A 17,779-nucleotide genomic window follows, 5' to 3' on the forward strand; every position below is an offset into this window, starting at 1 on the left:
CGCCCTCACGCGCCTTCCGGCTTCAGCGAGAGGCCGAGGGCCTCGAGCTTCCGCCGGAAGCGGACGTACTTGAGCACGCGCGTGAGGATCTGGCCCACCGGGAGCGCGAGGAGGGAGTACATGAGCACCCAGGAGGGCAGGAGGAACGGAACGTAGGTCACGTAGACGTTCGTGGCCCAGGGGACCGCGAAGTACTGGCCGCCCGTGATCGCGAGGGTCTGGTTCACGAAGACGTTGAGCCACGCAAACAGCACGATGAAAAGGAAGAAGGTCCAGGCGAGGGGCTTCATGGAGTTGACCTGGACGTCCATCTGCTCCTTCATGAAGCCTTCCCGGATCTTGTTCAGCTTCTGGACCTCGGACTTGTTCCCCTTCCGCATGGCCTCGCGGAGGGCGCGCTGCCAAGCGCCGGTGGTCTTCTGAACCCGGACCATCTTGATCCAGTCCGTATAGTGGTCCCGGAGAATCGACGAGATACCCGTGGTCATCATCCCCGCGATCAGGAGCGTGAGGACAGGCGCGCTGCCGCCGAACCCAATCACCGGGAAGAGGATGTAGCCGGCGAGCGCGCCGAAGCCCTGGCTCATCGTCGGATCGAAGATCGCGACGACCGCGAGGAGAACTAGAAAGATCATCATGAAGCGGGTGAAGCTGCCCTTCGTGGACCGGACGGGCGCAACGGGCTGCTTGCGCGCCGTGAGGACGGGTTTGGCCTGCTCCGCGGAGGCGGATTCCGACGCGTCGTCGGTTTCGTTCGGCGCCTCCTCGGCCCCCTCGTCGGCCGATTCATCCGTCGAGTCCTCGACCTCGTCGTCCGCCACGAACTCGCCAAGGGACCTGGCGATATAAGGGTTTGCGGCAACAGACTCTGGCGCAAATCCCCCGCGTCGGCAGGAAGGGCTAAACTCTCCGGCAATCATCGACCGTGCGATGGGAATCACGGTCAGCGTCAAGGTCGAAGGCGAGACAACCGTCCCTGTCGAAGAGCGGACGGACGGCAAACCCCTTGCGGACATCGTTGCGGGTTGGATTTGGTTCCCCGAGGTGGTTAACGTTCTCGGGCTGCAACGTGCCACGGTGGAGGCGCTGAAGCGCCTCGACACGACGATCTACGGTGGCAGCGAAGAGGAGGCGAAGGCGGCGTGGCAGGCCCCCGCTGTGGCGAAGGCCGCCTTGGAGGAATTGCGGGCTACGATGCAACGGCTTCGAGATGACCCCATCCTTCGAGAGAAAGCCCGGCACGTCTCGGAGGGGAAGTGGGCGAAGTACTTCGAGGATTCTTGGCTCTCAGAATGGGCCGAGGCGTACGATACGGGCACGGAGGACGCCCTCAAGGTTTGCGATTGGGCCGCAGCCCGGAACAAACGTGTTGCGTTCGTCTCCACGTGACCGTCGCCCAGAACGTCGTTCAGGCAATCCAGACGAGCACGGCTTCGCCCTTTGTCGCAGCTTCGTGATAGAACGCCACGAGGGCGCGGTACCTGCCCATGGCGAAGTCGAGAAACTCGGTCATCTGCCTTGAACGAGCCTGCGCGATGGCCTCGGATCGCGCATTGCGTCCCCGGAACAAACCCTTAGGTTCGGGTGCTGGAATCCTTGGTAGCCAAGCTCCGGGGTACACCTTGGCTTCATCAAGTTTCGCGGGGTCGAACGCCGCCCGAAGACGGGTTTCTTCGATGCCGTTCAGGGCGTTGGCCACGGCGCTGACCTGGTCCGGGGTCAGGTAGTGAGCGTGGCCGTACGCCATGCTCTCGCCGATTGCGGTCCTCCCCATAACCGCGTCCTTCAGCGGGGGCTCGCCTCCCACCGGGTCGCCGTTGAGCAGATAGTGGAGCACCTGCCACGACTTGTCCAGGTCGAGAACCGGACCTTGAGGGAACCCCTCCGCCCATCCATATTCGTCGTCATCGGGGTCTACGTATCTCGCCGTCAGCCCTGGATTCGTCTGCAAGCTCGCCAACTGTTCCGTTGTGATGCGGCGTAACGAAGTGTACATGCCCACGGCGGACCACTCTCCCTCTGCGGCAATGACGGGCAGCGGCATAAGTGAATGCAACCTCGCCCGCCCCGAGTTGGCCGGGACGACTACCTCGGGCTGCGGGCGAACATCTCCGACCTTCAGGGCGGTGCCACGGCTCGGGGTTGCGAAGGGGAAAGAGCCGAGGCCGTGAGGCCCCGGCATGAGGGGGACAGCGGCAAGAGGGCGCTACGTTCTCGCACGGAATTTGCGGAGGTTTTCCGCCACCGAAATAAGGGTTTGCGGGCTCGCCCTCGAGCGAGATCAGGTCTCGTCCGCGGGAGCCTTCCCGGGCGTGCCGCCGAGCGCGGCCTGGATTTTCTCGCCGAGCTGCTCGTAGCGCTCGGACAGGGACTTCTCCTGCTTCTGAATCGACTTCACGCGCACGGTGAGCGTCTCCTTGTGGTCCTCGAGCTCCTTCTTCAGAGCCTCGCGATCGTCCTGGCGCACGAGGAGCATTCCGATGCTCTTGTAGATCGGCGTCTCGCCGGTGAGCTTGTTGAGTTCCTCGAGCGTGCCCTCGATCTCCCGAAGTTTCGCCTCGAGCTGCAGGCGCTGCTGCGCGAGAAGCTGGAGCTGCTGCTGGAGCTGCTGGTACTGGGCGATCTGGTTCTGCAACTGGGGCGATATCTCCTTCATGCTCATTCCGTCACCTCTCGCCGCACGCGCGCGGCCACATCGGACCACCGCAAGTACGAGTTCACCGCGGCGCGCAACGCGCCGGTGTCATGCGCGTCGATGGTGATCGTGAGGCGACGGGCGGTCCCCGCCACGGAGACGTGCGCGTGGGGGACGTCCCGGCCCGCCTCGGGGGACAGCGCCATCCGCACCACGGACGCCTCGGGTCCTTCCAGGATGATCGTGGCCCTCGGCATGGTCACCGGGCCTTGACGACCTTCTTCACGTTGGGCCGTTCTTTGTAGAAGATCTTGGAACCGCAGCGCTCGCACTGGATCCCGACCGTGTTGATGTTCGTGCGGATGGGCTCGAGGCACTTGGCGCACTTGTACATGGTCACGCCCCCTCGGCCTTGCTCTTGCCTTCCTTGGCGGCCTTCGGCTCCTTGGTCTCCTTGGCCTCGACGGCGGGCGCGCTGGGCTCGAGTTCGCGCTTGAAGGAGGTCGTGATCACGGGTCGGTACGCGCCGCCCGCGAAGACATGGCCGCAGTGGTGGCACTGCCAGACGCCCGAGGAGCGGCGGCGGACCGCAGGAGCCTGGCACTTCGGGCAGACGTGACTCGCCCGCCGCGCCTCCTCGATTTCCTGCACCCGGCGCCGGATGCGCACCCCGTAGCGCGGGCCGTAGCGGCCGACGACGCCAACCTGTCGAGTGCGACGCGCCATAAACGCCCTCAGGACCCCTGCAACATCGGACGCACCTGCCGCCCCACCCTCTGGGACGTCTCGATGCACCGCTTGATTTCGTCGTAGGAGAAGCTTCCATTTAAGCCTTTTTGCATGGCCCGGATGTCCCCGTTCTCGTCCGTGGTCACGGTGAGGCGCGCATCCGCCATGCGCTCCTCGTCGAGGTCCGGGTCGAGGAGGATCAGGTCCTTGATCTTCGCGAACGTCACGCTCACGGGCCAGTGCTCCACGGGCAGGGCGAAGTCGTCTCCGACCCCCTGGGCCTTCGCCGGCACGACGGTCGATGCGATGGCGGCGACCGCCCCGTACGAGCCCGCGTCGAACAGGTTCCCGTCGTAGTCGAGCGCGTGGATGTCGATGAACAGGACCCAGACCTTCTCCTTCGGCTTGATGCACAGCTTCTCGACGTTCACCATCTTGGACTCGCGGATGCCGCGGTCGATGACTCGTGCGATCTCGATCGCTTCGGGCTTGGGCGGTCCGGCCTCGAACGTGGGGCTCGCCATGGGAACAAGCTCGAGGCTCGTCGACAGGACGCCGGTATCCGGGGTGTCCGGATACGGCTCGCCCGTGGACATCTTGATCCCCACGAGGACGTCTGTGTTGCCGAGCCTCGCCCGGGCGCTGCCCTCCGCCGTCCCGACGTACTTCCGATCGATCGTGAGTTTCCGCGGATCCTCGATGCCCCGACCGTCCATGCGCTCCCCGCGCTGCGCGAGCCGGTAAATATGGGCCCGCATGAGGTCCGAGACGATTTCCTCGCTCATCAGATCCCCTCCGGGCCGAAGTCCTCGTCGCGGAGCTCCTTGTCCATGTCCGGCGAGGCTCCCGGTTCCTCGGGGGGCGGTGGGTAGTCGCGGGGTTCCTCCGGAGGCGCTGCAGGGGCCGGCGGACTCTCCTTCAGGATTTCCTCGAGGGTGACGCTGTACCGACGCCGCAGGGCGTCGCGCTGGAGCTCGAACAGCTTCTCCGCCGCGCCGAGGGACAGCTCCATGGCCTTCTGGAACTCGTCGAACGTGAGGTGGCCGTCCATCTGGAGCAGGACAATCTCCCCCGTGCTGCGGACGACGGCCATGGGGCAGTCCGCGTCGCCGAAGTTGTCCTCCTCCTTGTTCAGGTCCAAACACACGACGCCGCCGATCTTGCCGGACGCACATGCGGCGACGAGGTCCCGCATGGGGACGCCGGCATCCGCCAGGGCGACGGATGCCGCCGTGAGCCCGGCGCATCGCGTGCCCGCGTCGGCCTGCAGGACTTCGATGAAGATGTCCACGGACGTCCGCGGGAACTGCTCCTTGAACACCACGGAGGAGAAGGCCTCCGAGATCACCTTGGAAATCTCCACGGACCGGCGGTCGGGCCCGGGCCGCTTCCGGTCCGAGACGCTGAAAGGCGCCATGTTGTATCGGCATTGAACGAGGGCCCGGGCGGGGTCCTGGATGTGCCGCGGATGGGCCTCCCGTGGACCGTAGACCGCGGCGAGGACCTTGTTGCCGCCCCACTCGATGTACGCGGACCCGTCCGCGCGCTTGAGCACGCCCGCCTCGATGCGGACGGGGCGGAGCTCGTTGAACTTCCGGCCGTCGAGCCGGATCCCTTTCTCGTCGATCAACTTCATTTCCTTCTCGATGTGCTCTACGTCTTCCATGGCATGCCTCCCCTTACGGGGACCGACCCGTCTTCCGGGTTTCGCGTTCCAGCAGGTCCCGAACGGCCTCCGTCAGGCCGAACGCTTGGGCCCGCTCCTCGATGAACCGGATCGCGAGGGCCGCCGTGGCGGCCGCGTCCTCGGGTCCGTCGATCCAAATCCGACCGTTCTGGCCCACGTAGATCCGGGTGCGCGTGAGGTCCTTGATCAGGGAGACCATGCTGCCCTGCTTCCCGATCACCCGGGGGACCTTCGTGGGGGCGATCTCGATGAGCATCCCGCCGCTCAGCTTCCGCGCGTCCCGGTCCTGCATCGTGAGCTGGATCCGCTTGATTTCGTCCACGCTCAGGACGAAGGCGAGGATCGCATCACCCACCTTCATGTAGCGGGCCGTGTCGCCGAACTCGACCCGCCAGGGCGACTCCGTGGCATGAAGTGGGGCCGGATACGGTGCGTTGATGTCCACGAGCCAGTGCGAAGGACCGAAGTCGATGACCTCGCCCACGACGGCGTCGCCGCGTTGGGGCAGGTAGCGGCCGTTCAGCGGGATAACGGTCACATGCCCCTCGCGCTCGGACCGAATCCCCAGCTGGGAGGCCAGAATCTGGCCTCCCGACTTGAACGTCCCGGGACCCGGTTTCAGCCCAGGTCCACCGACGACCTCGCCAGGAATGACAATCTGGCGAAGCGCCGCCCCGCTGCCTTCCATTGAATACTCTCTCTCACGCAGGGGCGTCGAAACGGAGGCGGCTACTTGAGCCTTTGCCTTGCCAGGAGCCTCGTGTACCGCACTGCTTCCCCGCCCAGACGGCGCGGGACGGAGCTGCGCCGTTCAGGGGCTCGACGCCGCCCGTCCGCCTCGCCGAACCAGGAGAATCCCGGTCACAAGAACGGCGAGGCCGGCAGGGAGAACCGCCGCGTAGTACCATGGGGGCGGTTCCGCGATAATCTGATAGCACGTGTTCCCGGAGCAGAATGCGTTACCGCCAGTCCGCCAGAAGAGGTAGACCCAGAAGTCCAAAGCCCCGATCCCGGTGAGGACCGCTCCGACGACAACGGACGCGATGCCCAGGGTACGAACGGGATTCGGCATGCGGCAACCTCCTAGCCATCCCCAGCGACTCCCAAGGCTTGAAGGCTGCCGGTCCGTGCTGGTTGTTCGCGGGGAGCGTCAGATCCTCTGGTCCGCCTTCAGGACCTTGATCTCCGCGTTGCCCTTCGTCTTCGCGTTGATCCGGTCGAAGAAGTCCGTCTGCATCCCCGCGGGCATCTCCACGACGCCAATCCAGGCGCCCGTGGGCGACCACTCTTCCTTCAGGATCGTGCCGAACGACTTGAGGTCGCCGTAGCACTTCGCGCTGTCCTCCGCACTCAGGCGCACCGCGATGCGCGCCTTCTCGAACCGAATCGGAATCAGAGGCCGCAGGGAATCCAGCACCTCCTTGACCTGCTCCTCGACGCCCTTGAACGGGTCGATGTGGACCTTGGCCTCCTCCATGGCGATCTCGATGCGCTGCGGCGGATGCGGCGTGTTCGTCTGCGGGTTGATCGCGTTCTGGGCGATGTACTGGACGATCTGCTTCCGCTTCTGCTCGAGCATCTGGCGGCGCTGGTCCGTGGTCAGCTGGATCTCGCCGTGGCGGATGATGTTCTTCGCTACCTTGAGCGGTTCCGTGGTGCCGAAGAACTCCTGCATCTTCTCCTCGGAGGCCTTGGAACCCTTGTGGGCATCCTTGAAGATCTCGTCGATCGCGAGCTCGGCCATCAGGTCGATGTCCTTGCCGTCCCGGAGGCGTTGCACGGCGTCGGGCTTGACCAGAACCTCGAACTTCTCGCCCGACTTCTCGATTCGGGCGATGACGTATTCCTTGAAGATGTCGTCGCGGCGGTCCGAGCGAAGCTCCTTGGGCATGGCCTCGCCTAGGCGGCGGCCGGCAACTTGGCGAGGTACGCGGCGACTTCCTGCTCACTCAGCCGGCGGAACTTCTGGCCCTCGGCGACTAGCCCGACCTCGATCGTCTTACCGTCGAGCTTTTCCCCCTCGGACGCCTTCTGAAGGGCCTCGAGGCCCAAGAGGATCGCCTCGTCCTGCGCCATGCCTTCCTTGTACTTCTCCTCGAAGAGCTCCATGACGGCGTTGCGGCCCGCACCGATGGACCCCGCCTTGTAGGACACGAGCGCCCCGCTGGGGTCCGTCTCGAACAGGTGCGTTCCCATGTCATCCACCCCGGCCACCAGGAGCGCGGTCCCGAAGGGCCGGACACCGCCGTACTGCGTGTAGTTCTGCTTGTAGTCGCAGATCTTCTTGACGAGGAGGTCCACGCCGATCTTCTCGCTGTAGGTGACCTTGTTGATCTGGGCTGCCAGCCGGGCGTAGTCGATCAAGACGCGGGCGTCGGCCACGAGCCCCGAGGTCGCCGCACCGATGTGCTCGTCGATCTGGAAGATCTTCTCGATGGACGAGGTCTCGACCAACCGGGAGCCGATCTTCTTGTCGGCCATGAGGACGATCCCGTTCTTGAACTTCAGTCCCGCCGTCGTGTTGCCTCGCGTGACCGCCACGCGGGCGTACTCGACCTGGAAGAGCCGCCCGTCGGGGCTGAAGACCGTAATCGCCCTGTCGTATGCCATCTGGCCCGGTTGCATAACGTCCCTCTTGCGGGGCCGACTATGGTCCCGTCACTTATAAGCCTTCTTTCGAACGGCCCGGAGGCACGAGATCCTCAGGAGAGATACTTCTCCGTCGCACGCCGAATGGTCCCCGAGGTGCCCAGCGTGGTGACCCGCACGGGAATGCCCGCGATGGTGGCCATCGTCTTGAGCGCCTCGATCGTGGCGTCCTTCCGCAGGTGGGTGCACCGCACGAGGCCCTTCGGGTCCTGGAACCCCACGAGCCACAAGGGATCCCTCAGCGCGTGCAAGGCGTCGAGCACCTCGTCGCGGCGGAAGGGGCGATCCCCTTCGACCCGGAACGCGATGTATCGGTACCTCGGGCGATGGGTGCTCACGCTGACCCGAGAGGAAAGGGAGAAGGAAAAAGGTTGGGGAGAAAAAAGTGGAGGAGGTCAGCGTACCTCATCGACGTCGGAAGAGGTGCCGAGGCGGACGGCCCCGGTGTTCACTTCCTTGCCGAGCAGAGACTTGGACTTGACTCCCGTGATCACGAGGAGCACCTGGACCGTATTCGCCAGATCGGGCTCCACGGAGCAGCCCCAGATGATCCGGGCCTGCGGGTTCACCTTCTGCCCGACGATCTCCGCGGCCTTCTCCGCTTCGGAGACGGTCAGGTCCGGGCCACCCACCACGCGGACGAGCACGCCGCGAGCGTGCGTCAGGTCCACCTCGCCGAGCAGCGGGGACTCGAGGGCCTCGTTGATCGCGTACTCCACGCGGTCCCGCTCCTCGTCGCTCTCGCCGATGCCGATCATCGCGACGCCGCCGCCCTTCATGATCGTCATGAGGTCGGCGTAGTCCAGGTTCACGAGCCCGGGCTTCGTGATGATCTCCGTCATGCCCTTGATGGACTGCATGAGAATCTCGTCGGCCACCTTGAACGCGGCGTTGATTGGGAGCCGCGGGACGAGTTCCAGGAGCTTGTCGTTGTAGATCACGATCGTCGTGTCGCAGAACTTGCGGAGCTTGTCCAGGCCCGCCTCCGCGTTCTCCATGCGGATTCGGCCCTCGGACTTGAAGGGCATCGTGACGACGCCCATGGTGAGCGAACCCTCTTCCTTGGCGACATGGGCCACGTACTGCGCCGCGCCGGTCCCGGTTCCGCCGCCCATGCCTGCGGTGATGAACACGACGTGCGCGCCGCGGATGAAGGTCCGGATCTCCTCCTCGTTCTCGTGGGCGGCCTGCTCGCCGACCTCGGGTAGGGCACCGGCACCGAGGCCCTTCGTGAGGCGCTTCCCGATGAGAATCTTCTTCGGCGCATGGACGGAGAGGAGGTGCTTCGCGTCCGTGTTGATCGCGCAGAGCTGCGCACCGGTGATCCCGGCCTCGCTGCAGCGGTCGATCGTGTTCGAGCCGCCACCGCCGCAGCCCACGATCTTGATCGAGACGTTGATCGACTCCACGATCTTCTCGATATCCGCGTCGTCCGCGGTCTTCGCGGCCTCCGGCTTCGCGGCGGCCGCGGCCTTCTCCTTCTCTTCCTGTTCCTGTGCCTCTTGGTGCCGAGCGAGGGCTTCGTTCAGAAGCGACTTCATTGAACCATCCCATCCCGATGGATTCTGACTTTGTGGCGCATCGGGGTGAGGGTATTTAAAAGTAGTCATACATTTGTCGGACGCGGCCCGTTGACAAAGGAGGATGGCATCCGCGGGAGGGAGCGCACTCAGAGGCTCGCGGCGACGCCCTTCGACGCCCCGCTCTGGATCACGCAACCCGTGTTCGTGATATCGAACGGGTACACGACGTCATCGTGGCTGGAGCCCTTGTACTTCTCGATCGAGATGAACCGCTTGATCCCCGTGTCGTCGCGGAACTTGTGCAGCCGGATCTCGCCGCGCGCCAGGAAGGCCTCCGGAGGAACCTCGCCCTCCTCGGGGAGCTCGAGGGTCAAGAGCGACGTGACCTTGGACTCCGCCAGGAAGCGCATGAACGATTGCGTCGTGAGCGTCTCCTCGAACTCGCGCATGCAGAAGTACTTCAGCGCGGTGATCGAATCGATCACGACGCGCTGGTATTGCCGCTTCAGGAAGAGGTTCTTGAGGAGCTGCTGCAGGGAGTGGACGGTGACCTCGCGGCTCTCGAAGTCGGGGGTCTTCCGGATGCGGTCGTCCAGGTCGCGCAGGCGGATGGGCTCCTCCTCCGTGGAGATCTCGAGGATGGGGGTGGGCTCGAACCTTCGGATGTCCGAGTTCGCATCCAGGACCTCGAGGTCGTCCAGGTTCCAGCGGAACGGCCGCATGTTGAGCTTGAGCTCGTTCGGCGGCTCCTCGAGGGCCACGAAGAGGCAGCGTTCCCCGCCCTCGAGCCCTTCCCGGAGGAACTGCACGCTCATGATCGTCTTGCCCGCGCCGGGCGGACCCGAGAGGATGTAGGGACGTCCCGGGACGAGGCCGCCATGGAGCATCTTGTCCATGCCCGGCACCCCGGTACGGATCTTGGGCACGGCGCTCATGGGGTCACCCGCTTCGGCGGCGGAGGCACCGGCGTCGCGGGCGGCGGCGGGACGATGCCCAGGCGCTGCTCGAGCTCCGAGTTGCAGGCCAACGCCTGCTTCATCGCCTTCTGGTAGTTCTTGCGCTGGAAGTGGAGCATGGCGCGGGAGAGGGACACCTCAACGTCCCGCACGGGGATCTGCCGGCGCTGGGCCTCCTCGACCTTGCGGAGCGCGGCCTCGAAGACGTTCGAGATGTCGTCGATGATCCGCATCTCCAGGAGGGTTTCGCTGCCGTGGGTGCCCACGCCGTTTGTCATCGCGACCTGCTGGTCCGCATAGACCACAAGCCCGTCGCCCGTGATGGCGAGGGGTCGGACGTGGTCATCGAAGCGGCTGCCGCGGAACTTCTCGATGGAGATGGCGCGCCGCACGGTCGTGCTGTCCACCCACTTGTGGAGACGGATCTCGCCGCGCCCGAGGAAGAACTCCGTCTCGATGGCCTTTCGGTCGAGGTGCTCGGACACGATGAGCGTGGTCGCCTCGAGCTCGGAGAGAAACCGCATGAAGGATTGGATGAGGATGCGGCTGTCTTCGCCCTCCATGGAGAACATCTTGAGCGCGGTCATGGAGTCGACGACGATCCGCTTGTACCGCTCCTTGGTTCTCTCCAAGCGTCCGAAGAACTCCTGCTTGATCATCTTCTGGACACTGTGGACCGTGACCTCGAGCGCACGGATCTGGGACGATTGACGGATGTCTTGGACGTCCTCCATGTCCCGCACATCGAGCGCCGTGCCCACGTCGATCACGGACCGCTGGCGCTTGTGCGCGCGCACGTCCGGCGTGGCGTCCAAGATCTTGAGCCGATCGAGGTTCCAGCCGAACATGGTCATGTTGGACTTGACCTCGATGGGCGGTTCGTCCAGGGTGACGAGGAGGCAGGGCTCGTTGCGCTTGAGACCGTCGAGGAGGAACTCGGTGGCCAGGATCGTCTTGCCGCTGCCCGTGGGTCCGGAGATGATGTACGGACGGGTCGGCAGCAAGCCGCCGGTCAGCATCGCGTCGAGGCCTTCGACGCCCGTCTTGACACGTTCCATGGACTTCGGCCTGGAGACATTTCGCCCGACGAGGGGTGCTCCCATAAACGTTCCGATGTGAGAATCAAGGATAGCGATGGTGGGCGAGGCCCACGGAGACCGGCTCGGGCTCCGAAAGGGGGCATAGCGGGGGATGGAATCTCAGGGACCGAGGCGGGTCCTCGGTGCCGTTTGAACCATCGATCTCCGGGTGTCTCACCGGGGACCCGGGAGTCCCGGGGTATGAGCCCGACGGGATATCCTGGCTACCCCACCCCGCTATCGCGGCTCGAGAGGATTGGCCCCTCGCGCTTAAACCTTACGCGGGCGGCCGTCAGAAGAACTTGCGGAATCGGAGGAGGTCATCGAGGCTGCCCTTGAACTTCAGCTTCCCCGTCGCGTAGGCCTTGAAGGGGCCGATTTCGCGGAGCAGGAGACCGCGGAGCGTTTCCTCGTCCGTCAGCAGGGCGATGTCCGCGCGGTCGACGCCTCCGTCCAGGATGCCCGCCACATGCCGGTCCTTCAGGGTGAAGTGCCACTTCGCCCCGTTGGACAGCTCGATGAGCACGGTCTTCTGGAGGTCCCCGACCTCCGCGCTCAACGCGGGGTCCGCGTCCACCTTCGCGTTGAACTTCGCGACCAGGTTCTCGAGCAGCTCCTTCATGCCTTGCCCCGCCCAAATTCCTCCAGCTTCCGGTTCTTCGCCTCCGCGAGGAGGCGGCGCGTGGTGTCCCACGTCAACCGAGTGTAGGGCGGCGGAGACCCCTTCGCCCTAATCCACCTTTCCAGGAATGCGATCGTCAGAGGGTCCGACGGGTAGCCGGAACCCACGGGCTCCCCGATCTCCGCCTCGATCTTGCGCATCTCCGCGTCCCTGCGGACCTTGGCAACGATGGAGGCCGCGCTCACGACGGGGAAGAGATCGTCCGCCTCGTGCTGGGAGACAACTTCGACCTCGAAAGGGAGCTGCTTCAGGATGGACCGCTTGAACTCGATCTCGTCCACGTCGACCGCGTCGACGTAGGCGGTCTCCGGGTGGAGTTTCTCGATCACCGAGGCGAAGAGATGGGCCTCGAAATCGTTGAGGGACATCTGCGCGCGCATCACGTCGATGTCCGAGGCAGGCACCACGACGACCTCGGACTTCGCGACCTTCTCGATCTCCGGCGCGAGGAGCTCGCGCCGTTCCGGGGAGAGCTTCTTCGAATCCCGCACGTTCAGATGACGGAGGGGTACGTCCGATTCGACCAGCACGCCGGCCACGACCAAGGGACCCAGCACGGGGCCTCGGCCTGCCTCATCCACCCCGCAGATCACGGATCACGCCTCGAAAAGCTCCCGCGCGGTCTCCTGGGCGCGTTCGAGGACCGCATCTTCGTCGACGGTCCGCACAACTCCCCCGGCCATGAGAACTTGGCCGTCGACGATCGTCGTCTGGACATCGCTGCCTCGGCTCGAGTAGACGAGATGGCTGATGACGTTTGCCGGATAAAAAGGCGTGGTGTGGGGACGCCGCAGATTCACCACGGCGAGGTCGGCGCGCTTCCCCACCTCGATCGAGCCGAGACGCTCGCTGACGTGGAGGGCCTCCGCGGCGTCGATGGTGACCATGTCGAGCGCGGTCTGAGCAGGGAGAACGCGCGCGTCCCAGCGCGTCGCCTTGTGGAGCAGGGAGGCCGTCTTCATCTCGGCGAAGAGGTCCGCGGAGTTGTTGGACAGGGGCGAGTCGGTCCCGAGGCCCACGCTCACGCCCTGGGCGAACATCTCGGGAACGGGCGCCACGCCGCCCGAGGCGAGCTTCATGTTCGAGACGGGGCAGTGGGCGACGCTCACGCCGTGGCGAGCGAGGATGCGCACCTCGTTGAGGGTGAGCCACACGGCGTGCGCGACGTTCAGCCGCGGATCGAGAAGGCCGATCCTCTCGAGCCACTCCGCGGGACGCATCCCGGTCTTCGCGACGTGGTCGTAGACCTCCTTCCGAGTTTCGGAGAGATGCGCGTGGAGGCGCACGTCGCGGTGGGTGGCGACCTCGCGGGCGCGGAGAAACGTTTCCTCGGACGCGACGTAGACGCCTTGGACGCCTACGGAGGGCGTGACGAGCGGGTCGCCGAGGTGCTTCGCGACGAACGCGTCCGCGTTCTTCACCGGGTCGCCGTGCTGGGTCGTGTACGCCGAGTCGAGCGTCACCCACGACAGGAAACCGCGCATCCCGGACTCCCGCACGGCCCGGGCGACCTCGTCCTCCCAGTAGAAGAGGTCCTGGAAGCTCGTGGTCCCCGACCGGATCATCTCGAGGCAGGCGAGGAGGGCGCCAATCTGCACGTCCCGCCGGGTGAGCTTCGCGTCGATTGCGAAAGATTTCGTCAGCAACTCCTCGAGCGGCATGTCGTCCGCGATGCCTCGGAGGAGCGTGTTGGCCGCGTGCTGGTGGAGGTTGATGAGGCCGGGGAGGACAGCGCAGCCCGAGCAGTCCAGGACTTCGTCCGCGCGGTCCTGCGTCTCGCCGATCGCCGCAATCCGACCTCCGTCCACGAAGACGTTTCCGCGCACGATGCGGCGTCCGGAATCCTGCGTGACGACGAGGCCGTTCTTCAGGAGGAGGGACATCGGTCCGCGGCCGATGGGGGGAAGGCTAGAAAGGTTTTGTGGGGCGCCCACCACACTCTACGGTCTAGTGGTGAAGGTGGTATGCTGGCGCTGTCGCGTCCGGGCTTCGAGTTGCGTCGCGAACCCCCCTCGTACCGAGCTCCCCCGCCGGACACGCCTTCACGGAATCCACGAGCTCGCTCGGTAGCTCCGTTTGGATGTAGTGACAGGCCGCCACAACACGAGGGGGACGAATGACCGCCTATCCGCCCGATCGTTCCTGGGTCGCGTGCGGCTCACTTTCGGGCCGTGAACACGAGCCACTTCGCCTGCGGCATACGCCTCGGGCGGATCATCCAATCCGGGTAGCAGGCGGGGTCACGGAAACCGGCATCCTCCAACATGCGGATGATGTCCGAATACGTAAAGAAGCGGAGGCGTTCCCGGTCCCGGAATTCGTGGCGGCCATCCGGCGCCTCGATCTCGATGCTCTCGGATAGCCATCCCCAGCCGCGCATGGGGTCGATGTCTTGGAACTGACTCATCTCCGTCATCCGGATGCCCGGGGCTCGCGATTTCACGACCTGGCGTTGGCGCTGGATCAGGCGTCCCAGGCTGCGGGGTCCCGACGAGAAGGGGTTGAACACGTTGCACACGAAGAGCCCGCCGCGTCGGAGAGAGTTGTGGGCTTGGCGGAGGCATTTCGCCACATCGTCATCGCTCGGCAGGAGAAAGAGGATGTAGAGGGCCAAGACCGCATCGAATTCAGATGTGTAGGGGAGTCTCGTCGCGTCTCCCTGAGAAAGAGGCAACGAGAGCCCGGAGCGCTTGGCCCGAGCTCGGGCCATGGCCACGCGATCGGGCGTGAGGTCTTGGCCCACGCATTCGTATCCCCTTCGCGCAAGGCCGACCACGTGACGCCCGCCTCCACAGGCGACATCGAGGACACGCCGTACCGAGCGAGTCGCCTGGTCCTTGAACACGCGTTCGAGGAACTCAAGTTCCTTCTCGGTTGCGGGGTCGCGGTTCTTGCGTTGCGCGAGGAGGTCGTAGTAGAACGCGCGATTCGCATAGTAGGATCGGGACGACTTCAAGACGGTTTCCCGGTCCACGAGCCCAGACACCATGCACCCAGGATTCGTACCTGGGTTCTTATGCGATGCGGCTGTGCGCTCGAGGAAGATAGGGGCCGAGGGCGACTCGACCCTAGCGATGGGCGGGCGTACGCAAAGCGCTGCGGGAGTATCCGCAAGGTTTTGTGGACCTGACCGCATGTGGGACGCAGTGAGCATCCGATTCGAGGAGGCGCTGGCCGCGACCGTCGCGAGCATCCCCCACGGCAAGGTCGCGACTTGCGGGGTCGTCGCGCGAACCCTCGGCGACGTCCGCGCGGCCCGTGCGGTCGCGGAGTGGCTCGCGGAACGCCCGTACCTCGACCCGGGAGGGCAGGTCGTGCGCGCCGACGGTCGGCCCGTCCTTTCCCGGGCGGGTGCACCTCTCCCTGCGAGGTCGAGGGAGTCCCCCCCACGTCCCGCGGACCGCGGTGCCTTCGTAGACCGCCTCGATGGACCCTCCCTCCTATCGGACCTCCGAAATGAACAGGTTCGTCTGGCGGCCCAGGTGCGAGAGCGGGATGGCCCCTTGAGCGTACGCACGTTGGGCGGCGTGGACGTGGCCTACATGGGCCAGAAGGGGATCGCGGCCGCCGCATTGCTGGACGCGACCACCCTGGAGGTTCTCGAGACCGCGGTGCGTACGGTCGACGTGGACTTTCCGTACATCCCCTCGTACCTGGCCTTCCGAGAGTTCCCCGCCGTTCGGGAGGCCGTCCGCGGCCTCTCGCGGACGCCTGACCTGCTCTTCGTCGACGGGCACGGCCGTCTCCATCCGGCCCTCTTCGGGTTCGCGTGCTTCGCGGGCGTGTCCCTGGACCTTCCCACGATAGGGGTTGCGAAGCATCCGCTCGCCGGAACGCCGCGGCCCACGCAGAGCACGGAGGACGGCGCCATCCCCATCGAGCTCCAAGGTGAAGTGCGAGGATACGCGTGGCGACCCCCGCGGGCTTCCCGCGCGTTCTACGTCTCCGTGGGCCATCGGCTCTCCCTGGAGAACGCTCTCGCGTGGGCGCGAGCGAGCACGCGGGACCATTACCCTGAACCGCTCCGAGTCGCCGACCGGCTGTCCAAGGAGGCCAAAGGAAGCCGCCCGGGAAGATAAATTGACCTGTTATTATATAATCAATCATATTCTTATCTCGTCGAAAACGTTTTCGCCCACCTCCCGCATCCCGGGGTCGTGGACATCCTCGTGTTCGGTGCAGGCGCAACGGGCAGCCTGATTGGCGGGCTCCTGTCCGTGCGGCATGACGTGACCCTCGTGGGACGAGGCGACCACATGGAAGCAATCCGTTCCCGCGGGCTGCGGATCACCGGGAAGACCGCCCGGGTGGTCCACCCGGAGACCGCGACGCGCATCCCGCCCGGCGCCCACCCTCAGCTCATCGTCGTGAGCACGAAGGCCTACGACACCGCAGCGGCCATGTTCCCCCTCAAGCGATTCGCGGCGTCCGCCGTGTTCCTGACGCTCCAGAATGGACTCGACAACCCGGAGATCATCGGACGCACCGCGAAGCGCGTGATCGCGGGCACCACGTCGCACGGCGTCACGGTCCTGGGCCTCGGGGAGATTCGCCACGCCGGCATCGGAGACACCGTGGTGGGCGGCTGGCAGGGCGTGGAACCGGAGGACGTGGTCCGTGTCCGCGATGTGCTGGAGGAGGCGGGCTTCCGTACGCGGATCTCAAAGGACATCCGGGTGGATCTCTGGGCTAAGCTCGTGGTGAACGCGGCGATCAATCCCCTCGCGGCCCTCGCGGGCGTCCCGAACGGGCGTCTCGTTCGCGACCGCGACCTGTCCCGGCTCCTCGACGAAGTAGGCCGCGAGGCGCTGGCGGTCGCGGCGGCGGAGGGGGTGCCGCTGGACCGCGAAGACACCCTCCGAAGGACGCGGCTCGTCGCCCGCCGCACGGCGTCGAACCGAGCGAGCATGCTTAAGGACCTGTATCACTGCCGGAGGACCGAGATCGACGCGATTACGGGCGCCATCCTTCGGACCGCGGAACGTCACGGCTTGGAGGCCCCGCGGAACCGTACGCTGTACGCGCTGATCCGAGCCCGGGAGACCGCGGCGGCCGAGTCGGCCTGACCGTCCGCGATCGGGCTTGTCCACGGGGGAATTCGGAACCGGGGGGTCAATCTTTATAAAGGGCTATTTAAATCCCCAGGGGTCCAAGGGGCGGGGAGGCCGGCTCTCCGTCCGCTCGGAGGCATCTCCTTGGCGAAAATCAAGATCGAGAACGTCGTCGCGTCGACCTCCCTCGGGGAGGAGCTGGACCTCCAGGCGATCGCCCTCGCCCTCGGCGGCGCGGAGTACGAGCCGGAGCAGTTCCCGGGCCTGATCTACCGCCTCAAGGAGCCCAAGACGGCGACCCTCCTCTTCCGGAGCGGCAAGGTCGTGTGCACGGGTGCGAAGAGCCTGGAGCACGTGAAGACTGCGATCGACCTGGTCGCGAAGCAGATCGAGGCGGCGGGCATCCCCATCAAGAAGAACCCGGAGATCGAGGTCCAGAACATCGTGGCGTCCTCGGACCTTGGCACGGAGATCAACCTGAACGCCATCGCGATCTCCCTGGGCTTGGAGAAGGTCGAGTACGAGCCCGAGCAGTTCCCCGGCCTCGTGTACCGCATCGACGTGCCCAAGGTCGTCGTCCTCCTGTTCGGGAGCGGCAAGCTGGTCTGCACGGGAGCCCGCAAACCCTCCGACGTCGAGGAGGCCGTGGAAAAGATCACCGCGGAGCTCAAGGCCGCAGGCCTCCTGCGCTGACGTCCCTGGGCGCGCGGTACCGATTGTCGGGGCAAGCCCTTCGACGTAAGGGCGAACGGTTTATCGCCCTCCGGGGCGTGCGAGGGAGCAGGGGA

The 17,779-nt window shown here is 65.5% G+C and carries 22 protein-coding genes, 1 tRNA gene and 2 pseudogenes; 4 read left to right on the forward strand and 21 right to left on the reverse strand.

Annotated elements, in window-relative coordinates; all coding sequences use genetic code 11:
* Window positions 1–5: 5 nt before the first annotated feature.
* A complete protein-coding gene (locus tag VEY12_00940) occupies window positions 6–821 on the reverse strand; it encodes an EMC3/TMCO1 family protein (protein ID HYM38698.1) in 816 nt (271 codons plus the stop codon).
* A 109-nt stretch (window positions 822–930) separates the two neighbouring features.
* Between VEY12_00940 and VEY12_00945 the strand changes: the two genes are divergently transcribed.
* Window positions 931–1,389 carry a hypothetical protein gene (locus VEY12_00945; protein ID HYM38699.1) on the forward strand — a complete coding sequence of 153 codons (459 nt, stop codon included), beginning with the start codon at window positions 931–933 and terminating at the stop codon, window positions 1,387–1,389.
* 19 nt (window positions 1,390–1,408) lie between these two features.
* On the opposite strand, the gene VEY12_00950 is transcribed toward VEY12_00945, so the two are convergent.
* The 20 genes and pseudogenes from VEY12_00950 to VEY12_01045 all read right to left on the reverse strand — a co-directional run bounded on the left by VEY12_00950 (window position 1,409) and on the right by VEY12_01045 (window position 14,914).
* Window positions 1,409–2,044 (reverse strand): YfbM family protein, encoded by a 636-nt coding sequence (locus tag VEY12_00950; protein ID HYM38700.1) that lies wholly within the window; start codon window positions 2,042–2,044, stop codon window positions 1,409–1,411.
* Between the two features lie 237 nt (window positions 2,045–2,281).
* Window positions 2,282–2,662: a prefoldin subunit beta gene (locus tag VEY12_00955; protein ID HYM38701.1), complete on the reverse strand. Its 381-nt coding sequence runs from the start codon at window positions 2,660–2,662 to the stop codon at window positions 2,282–2,284.
* Window positions 2,659–2,892 carry a KEOPS complex subunit Pcc1 gene (locus tag VEY12_00960; GenBank protein ID HYM38702.1) on the reverse strand — a complete coding sequence of 78 codons (234 nt, stop codon included), beginning with the start codon at window positions 2,890–2,892 and terminating at the stop codon, window positions 2,659–2,661. The genes VEY12_00955 and VEY12_00960 overlap by 4 nt, the downstream gene beginning before the upstream one ends.
* A 2-nt stretch (window positions 2,893–2,894) precedes the next feature.
* Entirely contained in the window at window positions 2,895–3,029 is a 135-nt protein-coding gene (locus VEY12_00965) for a DNA-directed RNA polymerase subunit P (protein ID HYM38703.1), read from the reverse strand.
* A gap of 119 nt (window positions 3,030–3,148) precedes the next feature.
* Window positions 3,149–3,361 (reverse strand): annotated as a pseudogene (locus tag VEY12_00970) (50S ribosomal protein L37ae).
* 8 nt (window positions 3,362–3,369) lie between these two features.
* Window positions 3,370–4,152, reverse strand: a complete 783-nt coding sequence (rrp42, locus tag VEY12_00975; GenBank protein ID HYM38704.1) for an exosome complex protein Rrp42 — start codon at window positions 4,150–4,152, stop codon at window positions 3,370–3,372.
* 155 nt (window positions 4,153–4,307) lie between these two features.
* Window positions 4,308–5,030, reverse strand: a pseudogene (gene rrp41 / locus VEY12_00980) (exosome complex exonuclease Rrp41).
* 13 nt (window positions 5,031–5,043) lie between these two features.
* Window positions 5,044–5,739, reverse strand: a complete 696-nt coding sequence (gene rrp4, locus VEY12_00985) for an exosome complex RNA-binding protein Rrp4 (protein HYM38705.1) — start codon at window positions 5,737–5,739, stop codon at window positions 5,044–5,046.
* A 123-nt stretch (window positions 5,740–5,862) separates the two neighbouring features.
* Window positions 5,863–6,123 carry a hypothetical protein gene (locus tag VEY12_00990; protein HYM38706.1) on the reverse strand — a complete coding sequence of 87 codons (261 nt, stop codon included), beginning with the start codon at window positions 6,121–6,123 and terminating at the stop codon, window positions 5,863–5,865.
* Window positions 6,124–6,201: 78 nt separating this feature from the next.
* On the reverse strand, window positions 6,202–6,942 hold the full coding sequence (locus VEY12_00995) for a ribosome assembly factor SBDS (protein HYM38707.1): 741 nt from the start codon (window positions 6,940–6,942) through the stop codon (window positions 6,202–6,204).
* Window positions 6,943–6,950: 8 nt separating this feature from the next.
* On the reverse strand, window positions 6,951–7,676 hold the full coding sequence (psmA, locus tag VEY12_01000; GenBank protein ID HYM38708.1) for an archaeal proteasome endopeptidase complex subunit alpha: 726 nt from the start codon (window positions 7,674–7,676) through the stop codon (window positions 6,951–6,953).
* Window positions 7,677–7,753: 77 nt separating this feature from the next.
* On the reverse strand, window positions 7,754–8,038 hold the full coding sequence (locus VEY12_01005) for an Rpp14/Pop5 family protein (GenBank protein ID HYM38709.1): 285 nt from the start codon (window positions 8,036–8,038) through the stop codon (window positions 7,754–7,756).
* A 57-nt stretch (window positions 8,039–8,095) separates the two neighbouring features.
* Complete coding sequence (gene ftsZ / locus VEY12_01010; GenBank protein HYM38710.1) at window positions 8,096–9,241, reverse strand: cell division protein FtsZ; 1,146 nt, start codon at window positions 9,239–9,241, stop codon at window positions 8,096–8,098.
* A 128-nt stretch (window positions 9,242–9,369) separates the two neighbouring features.
* Window positions 9,370–10,158 (reverse strand): ATPase domain-containing protein, encoded by a 789-nt coding sequence (locus VEY12_01015; protein ID HYM38711.1) that lies wholly within the window; start codon window positions 10,156–10,158, stop codon window positions 9,370–9,372.
* The gene (locus VEY12_01020) at window positions 10,155–11,237 is read right to left on the reverse strand and encodes an ATPase domain-containing protein (GenBank protein HYM38712.1); all 1,083 of its coding nucleotides are present in this window, start codon (window positions 11,235–11,237) and stop codon (window positions 10,155–10,157) included. Before VEY12_01020 ends, VEY12_01015 begins: the two co-directional genes overlap by 4 nt.
* A gap of 124 nt (window positions 11,238–11,361) precedes the next feature.
* A tRNA-Met gene (locus tag VEY12_01025) sits at window positions 11,362–11,497 on the reverse strand.
* Between the two features lie 53 nt (window positions 11,498–11,550).
* The gene (locus tag VEY12_01030; protein HYM38713.1) at window positions 11,551–11,880 is read right to left on the reverse strand and encodes an SCP2 sterol-binding domain-containing protein; all 330 of its coding nucleotides are present in this window, start codon (window positions 11,878–11,880) and stop codon (window positions 11,551–11,553) included.
* Entirely contained in the window at window positions 11,877–12,533 is a 657-nt protein-coding gene (gene rnhB, locus VEY12_01035; protein ID HYM38714.1) for a ribonuclease HII, read from the reverse strand. The genes VEY12_01030 and rnhB overlap by 4 nt, the downstream gene beginning before the upstream one ends.
* 3 nt (window positions 12,534–12,536) lie before the next feature.
* Window positions 12,537–13,823, reverse strand: coding sequence for an amidohydrolase family protein (locus VEY12_01040; protein HYM38715.1), 1,287 nt, complete (start codon window positions 13,821–13,823; stop codon window positions 12,537–12,539).
* A gap of 275 nt (window positions 13,824–14,098) precedes the next feature.
* Window positions 14,099–14,914 (reverse strand): methyltransferase domain-containing protein, encoded by an 816-nt coding sequence (locus VEY12_01045; GenBank protein HYM38716.1) that lies wholly within the window; start codon window positions 14,912–14,914, stop codon window positions 14,099–14,101.
* A 172-nt stretch (window positions 14,915–15,086) separates the two neighbouring features.
* On the opposite strand from VEY12_01045, the gene VEY12_01050 reads away from it, so the two are divergent.
* The 3 genes from VEY12_01050 to VEY12_01060 all read left to right on the forward strand — a co-directional run bounded on the left by VEY12_01050 (window position 15,087) and on the right by VEY12_01060 (window position 17,684).
* Window positions 15,087–16,019, forward strand: coding sequence for an endonuclease V (locus tag VEY12_01050; protein ID HYM38717.1), 933 nt, complete (start codon window positions 15,087–15,089; stop codon window positions 16,017–16,019).
* A 78-nt stretch (window positions 16,020–16,097) separates the two neighbouring features.
* Window positions 16,098–17,006 (forward strand): 2-dehydropantoate 2-reductase, encoded by a 909-nt coding sequence (locus VEY12_01055; GenBank protein HYM38718.1) that lies wholly within the window; start codon window positions 16,098–16,100, stop codon window positions 17,004–17,006.
* Window positions 17,007–17,135: 129 nt separating this feature from the next.
* Entirely contained in the window at window positions 17,136–17,684 is a 549-nt protein-coding gene (locus tag VEY12_01060; protein ID HYM38719.1) for a TATA-box-binding protein, read from the forward strand.
* Window positions 17,685–17,779 lie beyond the last annotated feature (95 nt).

Source organism: Thermoplasmata archaeon, from assembly GCA_035632695.1.
Lineage (GTDB): Archaea > Thermoplasmatota > Thermoplasmata > RBG-16-68-12 > RBG-16-68-12 > RBG-16-68-12.